This window comes from Paenibacillus jepli (genome assembly GCF_047238105.1).
Lineage (GTDB): Bacteria > Bacillota > Bacilli > Paenibacillales > Paenibacillaceae > Paenibacillus_D.
On the sequence record NZ_JBDFMD010000001.1, the window covers coordinates 2,176,587 to 2,188,877 of the forward strand.

The following is a 12,291-nucleotide window of genomic DNA, read 5'->3' on the forward strand; positions in this document are numbered from 1 at the left end:
CCGCCAATTTAGGGATGGGACTTTTTTGAAACTAGCCGATAGAAGGACAGATGACACGCTTAAAGCGGTCCCACTCTTCTCTCTAGTTCACGTACCAGGCATCCAGGTGTTGGCAAGTCATAATGCCGTAGATGCGTATGTACCACATCATCGTGGAGCGATGCCTGCCGGATTCGAGTTTGTAGTCGATCTTCTCGCGTTTATTGGAACGTTCGATGGATGAACGACGTTTGTAGATCAGCTTCCACTTTTCAGATCCGCGAGGCGTCTTGGGAAACAGACGAAGATTATCGCTGCTGTGCGTATGGTACGTTCGTCCATAGGCGGCATCGGAGCAGCCACAGGCCGGGGAACAGCGCCACTTGCGACGGTTCTGGGATTGTCGAACCCGTTAGGTTTCATCTCCTTGCCCTTGGGGCAGATCGGAATGCCGGTCGGTGAAATCTGGATGTCGCTCGTGGTCGCCGTGTTCGTCTTGCTCCGGTTGTTGAGATCGATGAAGGGCTCGATGCGCTGGTGGTGAAGCAGCGAATAAATCACTTCTGCATCATGAGCGGCATCAAGCAACATCGCATTGACCGTGCCCAAGGTGAATCGTTGCTGCAATTCAACCGTGCTGAGGACCAGGCTAACCGCATCGTGCCGCGAGGCAGGATGTAGTCTGGGATACAGAGGCAAATCGTATTTGCTGTCCGCCGCAGAGATCATGTACAGGTGGTAGCCGCTAAAGTAGGTTTCTCTGGCGCTGTCCCAGCCGGAGTCGCAATCGGGCTGGGAGTAAAGACGAGGATGGTTGCAATCAGCTATACCGCGGGCACGACACTGGCAAGTCGGTTTGCTTCGGGGATACGCGGCCGTGACGACCGGGGTCCCATCACCGGCCACACGGAGAGCCGAACAATCCCCGAGCAAGCCTAAGCTTGCCGACACACGCAGGATGTGATCCTGGAAGAACTGAAACAACCGATCCCCAGGCAAGGTGGTCGAATGATCGGCATGGCGCATCATCCACTGGACCAAGCGCCCCACGCGGTTTGGTTTGGTCATCGGTGCTTTTTCACCTTTCTTGCCTTTCTTGGTTTTACTCTTGCGCTTAGGTAACCGCTTCGGTTTAAAATGCTTACGTGCCCTTGGCCAAAGACGCTTGAAAAAGTCGTAGAAGGTGCCAACGCCCGGGAGATCGCTGGGTTCAAAGCCACTGAGCACCGCATAGATCGGCGTTCGCCGCATTTCATGAATCCATTCCGTGAGTCCCATGGTCGGGTTGGTCATGAGGAGAAGTAGATAGGATCGAAAAAGAGCCGCCGGATCTCGAGGCTGGGGACCGCGAAGCGAGTCATCCCGAAGCAACGTCGTCAGGGCAGACAAATCGGTCATCCAAAGCTTCACGGCCAGGTGCCAGTCCTTGGAAATGAGCACGACACCGCTGCCATAGTGGGCCAGCAATTGTTGGAGAACAAAGGCTTGGTAGGTGGCATGAGGAACAAGCGTAGGTTTCAAAACAAACACGCTCCCATCGAGAGAAGTAAAAGGTCAACCCCTTCTCGCGATTTTGGCGAAAATGATAAAATGTCAAGCTTTTTTGAAAGAAACCACCAAAGAAAACCAGAAGATTTCCCAGAATGAAATAAGGCAGGACATGTAAAAATCCCCCTACAACGTTAGAGGATGCGGATTTGGATGGATCAAGGAAACCCTTGCCCATCTACCTCGGTGAATACCGAGAGGATATTTATATAAATGGAGGAAACATTCTACAATTTTCGACATTTAATTACTTAAAGTTAGTTCCGAAGAATCAATACATTTTAATTTATTAGTTATAAATATGATAAATATACCAAACAAGAAAGTGAGGTGGGTGTAAAAAAGGTGCCCGATTTTTTCACGCAAATACCATTAGACGAGGAGAATCCAAATGAAAAAACTAACAACAGCACTAGTTATTTTTACACTTATCTTTACTTGTTTTAGTTTATCTGCTTTTGCAGAAAATGAAAACTATTCGGAGGAAATACTCGATGCCAAACTGAAAAAAATGGGGTTTCCTGACGAGCTATTGAATGATCTACCACTAGGAGCTAAAAGAGATGTTATTGACAACGAAGGGTTGAAATTTGCAGGGAATGAAAAGACGGAATTTTATGTAGATGAGAACGGGAAGTTAGTTGAAAAGATACAAAACACTGGTGAAATGTCCATAATGGGTACGATACCGGATACGGACATGACTATGAATGTGTTTAGAGTAGACTTATCTTCCGAAGGTGGTAAAAAGAGATACCGAATCTATAATTCTTGGAATTGGTTAACATGGACTTGGTTTGGACTGACTGATAAAGCCGGCTTATCCTATAATAATAATTTTGAAACAGATGTTACAACAAACGGAGAATATGCGTGCGCTACTTACCACAGGCAGACGCCATCAGGTCCTGAAAGTTATGTTGGTAATTGTGGCGGAAGAACGGGCGATATTACTTACGGTGGAGCTTCATGGAACTATGATAAGCAAGCATCTGGATTTGATAGTGGCTATGTAGCTATGAACATTAAAGCAAAAGTCACAAGCGGCACTGCGATAATACTTGGGAAAGTTGTTCATGACACCTCACTTAATGGAACTATCGGTGTTCAAATCGGTTGGGCACAATTGGGATATTCAAGTTCAGGGTCTTTTGATGAAGCATCTGGGCAAGACTCTTGGAACTTTTAAGTAGTATCATTATGTAGTATTATATGGGGATATATGGGGAACTTGGTCATAAGAAGTTTGGTATTTTAACCTCAATACCAACTCATGACCTAAATACCCCTTATATCTTTTCTTTTTTGAATTTTAAATAGTCTCTCGGAATTAAAGTCGGTCTGAAGGGGCGAAAACTAAGTTGAAGGGCTTGTACATCTGGAAAAAGCGGAAGATGAAAGCCATTTTCAGAAAAGAGTAGACGTCGCTAATTTGCGAATGGTAATTTTAAAAATTTAAGCGATAGAAGGGCAAATGACGCACTTTAATTGATCCCATTCCTTCTTTTGGCTCACATACCAAGCGTCCGCATGCTGGCAAGTCATAATGCCATAGAGGCGGATATACCACATCAGGGAGGAGCGATGCCGCCCGGATTCGAGCTTGTAGTCTACCTTTTCACGCTTGTTGGAGCGTTCGATGGAGGTGCGTCGTTTGTAGGTCTGCTTCCACTTCTCCGAGTCTCGAGGCGTCTTGGGGAAGAGCCGCAGATTGTCGCTGCTATGCGTATGGTACGTTCGGCCATAGGCGGCATCCGAGCAGCCACAGGCTGGGGAACACCGCCACTTGCGACGGTTCTGGGATTGTCGAACCCGTTAGGTTTCATCTCCTTGCCCTTGGGGCAGATCGGAATGCCGGTCGGTGAAATCTGGATGTCGCTCGTGGTCGCCGTGTTCGTCTTGCTCCGGTTGTTGAGATCGATGAAGGGCTCGATGCGCTGGTGGTGAAGCAGCGAATAAATCACTTCTGCATCATGAGCGGCATCAAGCAACATCGCATTGACCGTGCCCAAGGTGAATCGTTGCTGCAATTCAACCGTGCTGAGGACCAGGCTAACCGCATCGTGCCGCGAGGCAGGATGTAGTCTGGGATACAGAGGCAAATCGTATTTGCTGTCCGCCGCAGAGATCATGTACAGGTGGTAGCCGCTAAAGTAGGTTTCTCTGGCGCTGTCCCAGCCGGAGTCGCAATCGGGCTGGGAGTAAAGACGAGGATGGTTGCAATCAGCTATACCGCGGGCACGACACTGGCAAGTCGGTTTGCTTCGGGGATACGCGGCCGTGACGACCGGGGTCCCATCACCGGCCACACGGAGAGCCGAACAATCCCCGAGCAAGCCTAAGCTTGCCGACACACGCAGGATGTGATCCTGGAAGAACTGAAACAACCGATCCCCAGGCAAGGTGGTCGAATGATCGGCATGGCGCATCATCCACTGGACCAAGCGCCCCACGCGGTTTGGTTTGGTCATCGGTGCTTTTTCACCTTTCTTGCCTTTCTTGGTTTTACTCTTGCGCTTAGGTAACCGCTTCGGTTTAAAATGCTTACGTGCCCTTGGCCAAAGACGCTTGAAAAAGTCGTAGAAGGTGCCAACGCCCGGGAGATCGCTGGGTTCAAAGCCACTGAGCACCGCATAGATCGGCGTTCGCCGCATTTCATGAATCCATTCCGTGAGTCCCATGGTCGGGTTGGTCATGAGGAGAAGTAGATAGGATCGAAAAAGAGCCGCCGGATCTCGAGGCTGGGGACCGCGAAGCGAGTCATCCCGAAGCAACGTCGTCAGGGCAGACAAATCGGTCATCCAAAGCTTCACGGCCAGGTGCCAGTCCTTGGAAATGAGCACGACACCGCTGCCATAGTGGGCATGTAATTGCTGGAGAACGAAGGCTTGGTAGTCGGTAGCCTCTCGGCATTCACCGAGGTAGATATTAACAGTTAGGGGGCTTATTGTGAAAAAAAGAATGTATACACTAATTGTATTAGTAAGTGTTATTATACTAATAGCAATTGCACTTTTAATGAACCAAAACAATCAATCTTCTATGACAGAATTTATTAGAGTAGTAGATAAGAGTAATGAAAATGACAATTATGTAATAACATTAAATAACCAAAGTGGAGAAACTCTAAATATCACAGTTGATAAATATGAAATATGGAGCGATATAGAGGTAGGTGAAAATTATACTATTAGTTATAATCATGAAAATGTATTAACTAGTATCTATCCCGAAGGGTATAAGGGAAGAATAGAGTAATTACTAGTTGGTTCAATTAAGGGCGAGATACTTACTGCTGCGTACAGAAAAGCCTATGCTGTAGACCAAATGAGGACTGTCCATTTGCGGGCAGTCCTTTTTCAACCGTCTACGTCATCATCGACGCATTCTTTCAACACCTTTAGAGGCTCTGTTATCTTCGGTGTGAGCGATGGCCAGCTTGGTTTCTGTTGCTTCAATGAGTTGTTGACGCGCACGGGCTGAATGAAAACGAAGGTTGATTCTGGAACAATAGGCTTCCATCCTTTCGAGGCCTAGATTCGAGATATGTTTTGTTGCAAGGGTATCCAACGGTACAGGAGCGGAGGGGAAAAGGGAGGTCTGGAGAAGCGGAGCGCTCGGATTTCATCCGCTGAAGCGGTATGAACAAGAAATCTGGGGACAACAGCGATCGGAAGCCCTCTCTTCCCACAGCGACCACGCCTTGGCACATACACAATTTTTCGCGTTACCCTTATTTTACAAACAAAAAAGGTACTGCTCCCTTATTATTTCGGTTGCAGTACCTTCTTCGATTGAGTAAGAACTTTTTCAGTGGCCGCCCATTGGGCTACCCGCTTTTTTTGCATTATGATTACTTCTTGGCTGTGATATATCCTTCCGCCTTCAGCAGCTCAGCGATCAGCACCGCGCCGCCGGCAGCGCCGCGCAACGTGTTGTGCGAAAGACCGACGAACTTGAAGTCATAGAGCGAATCTTCGCGCAGGCGGCCTGCCGAGACGCCCATGCCGCCCTCGATATCACGGTCCAGCTTGGTCTGCGGACGATTCTCTTCCTCAAAGTAGGTGATGAACTGCTTGGGCGCGCTAGGCAGTCCCAGCTCCTGCGGACGCCCGCGGTACGACTTCCAGCGATCCAGGATCTCTTCCTTGGACGGCTTGTTCTCGAAATTCACGAATACGGTCGCCAGATGGCCGTCTGTTACCGGCACCCGGATACACTGGGTCGTAATCTGCGGCGAGCTCGCCTTGACGATCTGGCCGCCGTCGATGCTGCCCCAGATGCGCAGCGGCTCCTGCTCGCTTTTCTCCTCTTCGCCGCCGATGTACGGGATGACGTTGTCGAGCATCTCCGGCCAGTCGGTGAAGTTCTTGCCTGCGCCGGAGATGGCCTGGTACGTCGATGCGACGACGGTGGTCGGCTTGAACTCCTGCAAGGCATGCAGCGCCGGCACATAGCTCTGGATCGAGCAGTTCGGCTTGACGGCGATGAAGCCGGTGGACGTCCCCAGCCGCTTGCGCTGCGACTCGATGATGTCCAGATGGCCCGGGTTGATCTCCGGGATCACCATCGGCACATCTGCCGTCCAGCGGTGCGCCGAATTGTTGGAGACGACCGGCGTACCGGTTTTGGCATAGGCCTCCTCCAGCGCCTTGATCTCATCCTTCTTCATATCTACCGCACAAAGAATAAAGTCCACGCCGCCCGCTACGGCTTCCACTTCCGCAGCATCCTGAACGACAATCCCTTTCACGGCATCAGGGATCGGGGTGTCGAGCTTCCAGCGGCCCTGTACCGATTGTTCATACGTTTTGCCCGCCGAATTGCGGCTGGCCGCGATGGCGGTTACTTCAAACCACGGATGCCCATCCAGCAGCTGGACGAACCGCTGCCCTACCATTCCTGTACCTCCGACGATGCCTGCTTTCAATTTTGCTGTCATTTTGCTCTCCCATCCTTTCCTGTAATCGCCTGCTGCTCTCTTACCCTGGTAGATCGGACCTGAAATAACGTTACTATGGTAGCTCCGAGGAGAGGGGGCTTACGATCGCTGTTGTCCCCAGATTTCTTGATTATTTTACCGCGCAAGCGGTAGAAATCTGGGGACAAAGGCGAACATTTTAACGCTTTCTGCAAGAAAGCGACTTCGGAAGCATAGGCTTTTCTCCAGCCTCCCCCTCCTCTCCACTCCTCGTTGTTCGTTTATTTCTGGCTCCCTCTACTTGTTGCTCCGCTTGATGTACCGTATGCCCGGGAACGATCATGCTCTACACCCTGCAGCCCAAGTCCCTTGCCTGATGACAAAATAAAAAATCCCATCCCTAAGACAACTGTCTCAGGGACGAGATTAGATTCCTCGCGGTACCACCCGGATTCGCCGATATGTTGCCATATCCGCCTCTTCAAGTACGGCCTCGCCAAGCGCAGCGTATACTCTAGCTCTGTAACAGGAGCTCCTGTCACACCATCCTCCGCCTGCTGCGGATTCCAATGTGCCGCTCGGGGTCTTTGTTCAATCAGGCGCGCCATACTCCTTCTCAGCTACCGGAGCTCTCTGATCATGCGTGTGCCTGTCTACTCGTCCCGTCATTGCGTTTGCATGTTGGGTCTATAATAGCAGATTTTCAATTAAATTTCAAATCCCCAAGGCCCCAAGCTGAGGCAAGCGGGTTAGCTCCAGGCGGTATGTTCTGTAATCGCCTCTACAATCGCATCCCAATCCGAGGTGTGGAGCTCATGCCCCGCGCCTTCCAATCTCAACAGACGGGCGCCAGTAATCGTCTTCACCAGATGCTCGCCATGGACATAGGGGATGATCGGGTCCAATGTGCCGTGGATGAACAGCGAGGGGACAGTGATCTCTGCCGTCCGCAGCAGATATGGCTCGACTCCTGTAATCAGAGCATGAGGCCCGGCTGTCAAAGTCGGAAGCTGAGGCGGAAATGCGGGGCGGAGGCCGCGAGCGGCACTTTCTGCCGCTACTGGCGCGGCACGCGCTCGGCCGCGAGCGGCAGCGGCACTTTTTGCCGCTACTGGCGCGGCACGCGCTAGGCCGCGGGCGGCAGCGGCACTTTCTGCCGCTACTGGTGCGGCATGCGCTCGGCCGCGGGCGGCAGCGGCACTTTCTGCCGCTACTGGCGCGGCACGCGCTCGGCCGCGAGCGGCAGCGGCACTTTCTGCCGCTACTGGCGCGGCACGCGCTCGGCCGCGAGCGGCAGCGGCACTTTTTGCCGCTACTGGTGCGGCACGCGCTAGGCCGCGAGCGGCAGCGGCACTTTTTGCCGCTACTGGCGCGGCACGCGCTAGGCCGCGGGCGGCAGCGGCACTTTCTGCCGCTACTGGCACGGCACGCGCTCGGCCGCGAGCGGCAGCGGCACTTTCTGCCGCTACTGGCGCGATACGCGCTAGGCTGCGAGCGGCAGCGGCACTTTTTGCCGCTACTGGCGCGATACGCGCTAGGCCGCGAGCGGCAGCGGCACTTTCTGCCGCTACTGGTGCGGCACGCGCTCGGCCGCGAGCGGCAGCGGCACTTTCTGCCGCTACTGGCGCGATACGCGCTCGGCCGCGAGCGGCAGCGGCACTTTCTGCCGCTACTGGCGCGGCGCGCGCTCGGCCGCGAGCGGCAGCGGCACTTTCTGCCGCTACTGGCGCGGCACGCGCTAGGCCGCGGGCGGCAGGGGGACTTTTTGCCGCTACTGGCGCGATACGCGCTAGGCCGCGAGCGGCAGGGGCACTTTCTGCCGCTACTGGCGCGGCACGCGCTCGGCCGCGAGCGGCAGCGGCACTTTCTGCCGCTACTGGCGCGGCACGCGCTAGGCCGCGAGCGGCAGCGGCACTTTTTGCCGCTACTGGCGCAGAATTCGCTCGCAGGATGAGACGAAAAAAGCCGCCCTGGCTGAGGCCGGGACGACTGCATTTCCATGAGATTATAGCTTCAGCGACACGTATTTTACTTCCAGGAACTCCTCGATGCCCCAATGGCCGCCCTCACGTCCGAGACCGCTCTCCTTCATGCCGCCAAACGGCGCCTGGGCAGTCGCTGGCAGGCCGTCATTGAGGCCCACGATGCCGTACTCCAACCCTTCGGAGATCTCGAACGCTTCCTTCAAGTCCTGCGTGAAGACATAGGCCGAGAGGCCATAGCGGGAATCGTTGGCTCTGCGGAGCACTTCTTCCGTCGTCTGGTACGTCGTCACCGGCAGCAGCGGGCCGAACGTCTCTTCGCGCATACACAGCATCTCGTCCGTGACTCCGGTCAGGACGGCCGGTTCGACGAAGTAGCCCGGGCCTTCCGGCGCTTGTACTCGTGCCGCTACAGTCGCGCCATGTTCCACTGCGTCGCCCACATGCCGATTCATTTTCTCTACCGCAGCCTTGTTGATAAGCGGGCCGACCGTCGAACCTTCCTCCAGGCCGTTGCCGACCTTGATGGTAGACATCGCCTGTGTCAGCTCGGCCACGAACGCCTCATGTACCGACTCGTGCACATAGACGCGGTTCGGGCAAATACAGGTCTGGCCTGCATTGCGGAACTTCGGAGCCATCAGGTCTCTGGCCGCCTGTGCCAGATCAGCGTTTGCCGTCACGATATACGGAGCGTGGCCGCCCAGCTCCAGCGACAGCTTCTTCACCGTATCGGCCGCTTGCCGGTACAGCAGCTTGCCGACGCGGGTCGAGCCGGTAAAGGACAGCTTGCTGACACGCGGATCCGCCATCCACGTCTCGCCGATAGCTGCCGCATCACCGGCGATGACATTCAGGACACCAGCCGGGATACCCGCTTCATGCGCCAGCTCGACCAGCTTGTAAGCCGTAAGCGGCGTGAACTCGGATGGCTTGACGACTACTGTACAACCTGCCGCCAATGCCGGTGCCACCTTGCGCGTGAGCATCGCCGCCGGGAAATTCCACGGCGTGATAGCGGCCACGACACCGACCGGCTGCTTGGTGACGAGGATGCGTTTGTCCGGCGCGGAAGCGGGAACCGATTGGCCATAGACGCGCTTGCCCTCCTCGGCGAACCAAGTGAGAAAGCTGCCTGCATACGTCATCTCGCCGATGGCTTCGGGCAGAGGCTTGCCCTGCTCCAAGGTCATGATGCGGCCCACCTCTTCTTTGTGCTGCTCGATCAACTGGTGCCAGCGCAGCAGCAGCGCTGCCCGTTCGCTCGCCGTCTTGCGGCGCCAAGCCGGACCAGCCGCATAGGCCGCATCGACAGCCGCCGTCGCCTCTGCTGCGCCGGCATACGCGATACTGCCTACAACCTCAAGTGTTGCCGGGTTCTCGACCGGCTGTCGTTTCTCAGCGCCAACCCACTCGCCGTTGATATACAGATTCGTATCCATTGTCCATCCTCCTATAAGTTTTCCGCAGGAAAACTCACTTTATAAGCTTATGTTGAGTTTTCTATAGGAAAACTGGATTGGTTAGCATTCGATTCGCGTTTACAGAAAAGGCGTCTGCTGCAGTGCTACTTTTTAGATCTACAGCTGTCGGGAGCGCCGAAATGGCTGCTGCAGTGCTAACTTTTAGATCTACAGCCAGCAGACTCGTCCGTTTGGGCGCTGCAATGCTACTTTTTAGATCTAGAGCTGTCGGGAGCGCCGACTTCGCTGCTGCAATGCTACTTTTTAGATCTACAGCCAGCAGACTCGCCCATTTGGGCTCTGCAATGCTACTTTTTAGATCTACAGCCAGCAGACTCGCTCATTTGGGCGCTGCAATGCTACTTTTTAGATCTACAGCCAGCAAATTCACCAATTCGTCCGCTGCAGCACTAATCTCTAGCACTATTGGTCGCCGACAGCGCAAAAAATCTCAGGTTGGCGCTCCGGCAACATAAAAAAACAAATTACCAGGTTCAGTTCGTCACATGCACATCGAGCAGGTACGGTCCTTTCGCATCCAAGCCGCGGCGGATCGCCGCGTCCAGATCGGCCAGTGAAGCGACACGCTCGGCGGAGACGCCGAACGACTGCGACATCTGCACCAGATCGGCCGGGCCATCCAGGTCCAGCGACGGCAGATGCGCCCCGCCCAGCGGCGAGCCCATCGCCTGCAGGCCGGTCTTCAGGACGTGATACGCCCGGTTGTTGACGACCAGGAACAGCACCCGCGCCTTGGTAACGACCGCGCTATAAAGAATCTGCGGGTAATACAGGAAGGTGCCGTCGCCAACCACGCTGACGACCGCGCGGTCCGGCTCGGCCAGCGCTGCGCCGACCGCCTGGGAGGTGCCGTGGCCGAGGCCGCCGCCCTTGCCCGCGGTATAGTGATTGGGCTCCCACATCGTGATGTGGTCCGTGAACGGCAGCGCGTTGGAGACCGCTTCGTTGACGATGACGAAGCGCCCATCATCCGGCAGCGCACGGTCTAGCGCCTCGGCGATCAGCGCCGGCGTCAGCACGCCCTTGCTGCGGTCGCCCTCGCGTACGGCGGCCAGCTGCTCCCGCCGCGACTGCGACTGCAACTGCACGGCGGCAGTCCGCTCGGCGATCCGCGTCTGCAGCGCCGCCGCAGATGCGGATCGCTTCACGTCCGAGATCTCGCTTTCACGCGGGATCCCGGGCTCCTGTCCTTTTGTCTGCTCCCTGCCCGAAGCCGCACCTCCACTAGCCGTGTCATTGTTCTTCGTCTCTGATCCACCAGCCAGGCCTGACAAGCCTGACAACCGATCCGCTTCTCCGTCCGCCGGCCCAGCCTCGCGCTCGCCTGCAACATCGGCAGACTGTGCCGCCACACCGCCAGCAATCTCAGCGGCCAGCGCCTCCAGGCTGACCCGGATATCGCCCCAGGCGCCGATGCCTGCGACATGATTCTTGCCGATCTCCCACGGATCGTCATGCAGATACAGCACCGTCGTGTCCGGCCCGACCAGGCTGCCGCCTCCGTCGTAGAGCGCCAGCGGCGCCTGGACGCTGACACCGACGAAGAAGATCGTGTCGTAGCTGCTGTAAGTCCGGCGGATCGCCGGTCCGTTCATCGGCAGCGTGCCAAGGTAGTGCGGGTGGCGATTGTCGAAGCTCTGGCGCGTCGGCATCCCCTCGGACAGCACGCCGATGCCCGTCAGCTCTGCAAGCCGCTGCAGCGCCAGATTGGCGTGCGCATCACCGACGCCGTCGCCGGCGATGATCAGCGGCCGCCCGGCAGTCAGCAGCCGCTCGGCAATCGCCCGCAGCGCCGCAGGATCCGCGGCAAACCGCGAAGATACCTGCAGCGGCTTTGGCAGTGTATCGACAGCGGCTTCGGCCATCGAGATGTCGTAAGGCACGGAGAGAAACACCGGGCCATGCGGCGGCGTCATCGCGACCTTGAAGGCACGGACGAGCGCCTGCGGCCATTCCTCGGCGTGGCGCACCTCATGCGCCCACTTGGTCATACTCCTTACCTGGCCGACATGATCGCCAGCCAGGATCGGCTCGTCCAGCAGCAGCCGGGTATGATGCTGCCCCGCGATGACGATCAGCGGGATCCCCGCCCGGTAGGCGTTGTAGATATTGCCCATGCCGTTAGCGAGTCCAGGCGCGACATGCAGGATGACGACCGCAGGCTTGCCCGATTGCCGGGCATAGCCCATCGCCATACCTACGGCATTGGCTTCGTGAAGCGCAGTGATATATTCGAACCCTTCATGCTTGGGCACGCCGTCGATGAAGGGCAGCTCCGAGGTCCCCGGATTGCCGAACACAAAAGGCACGTCATAGTGGCGCAGCAGTTGAAACAGCAGATCCCGGCTCCAAGTCGTCATGCTTGCTCGCTCCTCTC

General features: G+C 55.7%; 8 protein-coding genes. 2 read left to right on the top strand and 6 right to left on the bottom strand.

Going from position 1 to position 12,291, the window contains the following annotated elements; all coding sequences use genetic code 11:
- Positions 1-237: 237 nt before the first annotated feature.
- Positions 238-1,500 (bottom strand): transposase, encoded by a 1,263-nt coding sequence (locus ABC336_RS09715; protein ID WP_413238477.1) that lies wholly within the window; start codon positions 1,498-1,500, stop codon positions 238-240.
- Positions 1,501-1,918: 418 nt separating this feature from the next.
- On the opposite strand from ABC336_RS09715, the gene ABC336_RS09720 reads away from it, so the two are divergent.
- The gene (locus tag ABC336_RS09720) at positions 1,919-2,716 is read left to right on the top strand and encodes a hypothetical protein (RefSeq protein ID WP_413238478.1); all 798 of its coding nucleotides are present in this window, start codon (positions 1,919-1,921) and stop codon (positions 2,714-2,716) included.
- Between the two features lie 421 nt (positions 2,717-3,137).
- On the opposite strand, the gene ABC336_RS09725 is transcribed toward ABC336_RS09720, so the two are convergent.
- On the bottom strand, positions 3,138-4,370 hold the full coding sequence (locus tag ABC336_RS09725) for a hypothetical protein (RefSeq protein WP_413238479.1): 1,233 nt from the start codon (positions 4,368-4,370) through the stop codon (positions 3,138-3,140).
- Between the two features lie 106 nt (positions 4,371-4,476).
- Here ABC336_RS09725 and ABC336_RS09730 point away from each other — a divergent pair, with 106 nt between their 5' ends.
- Positions 4,477-4,785 carry a hypothetical protein gene (locus ABC336_RS09730; protein ID WP_413238480.1) on the top strand — a complete coding sequence of 103 codons (309 nt, stop codon included), beginning with the start codon at positions 4,477-4,479 and terminating at the stop codon, positions 4,783-4,785.
- A 595-nt stretch (positions 4,786-5,380) separates the two neighbouring features.
- On the opposite strand, the gene asd is transcribed toward ABC336_RS09730, so the two are convergent.
- The 4 genes from asd to ABC336_RS09750 form a co-directional block, all read right to left on the bottom strand.
- Positions 5,381-6,469, bottom strand: coding sequence for an aspartate-semialdehyde dehydrogenase (gene asd, locus ABC336_RS09735; protein WP_413238481.1), 1,089 nt, complete (start codon positions 6,467-6,469; stop codon positions 5,381-5,383).
- A gap of 728 nt (positions 6,470-7,197) precedes the next feature.
- Positions 7,198-8,505, bottom strand: a complete 1,308-nt coding sequence (locus ABC336_RS09740) for an alpha/beta fold hydrolase (protein ID WP_413238482.1) — start codon at positions 8,503-8,505, stop codon at positions 7,198-7,200.
- Positions 8,454-9,872 (bottom strand): NAD-dependent succinate-semialdehyde dehydrogenase, encoded by a 1,419-nt coding sequence (locus ABC336_RS09745; RefSeq protein ID WP_413238483.1) that lies wholly within the window; start codon positions 9,870-9,872, stop codon positions 8,454-8,456. Before ABC336_RS09745 ends, ABC336_RS09740 begins: the two co-directional genes overlap by 52 nt.
- Before the next feature lie 515 nt (positions 9,873-10,387).
- The gene (locus ABC336_RS09750) at positions 10,388-12,274 is read right to left on the bottom strand and encodes a thiamine pyrophosphate-binding protein (protein ID WP_413238484.1); all 1,887 of its coding nucleotides are present in this window, start codon (positions 12,272-12,274) and stop codon (positions 10,388-10,390) included.
- Positions 12,275-12,291 lie beyond the last annotated feature (17 nt).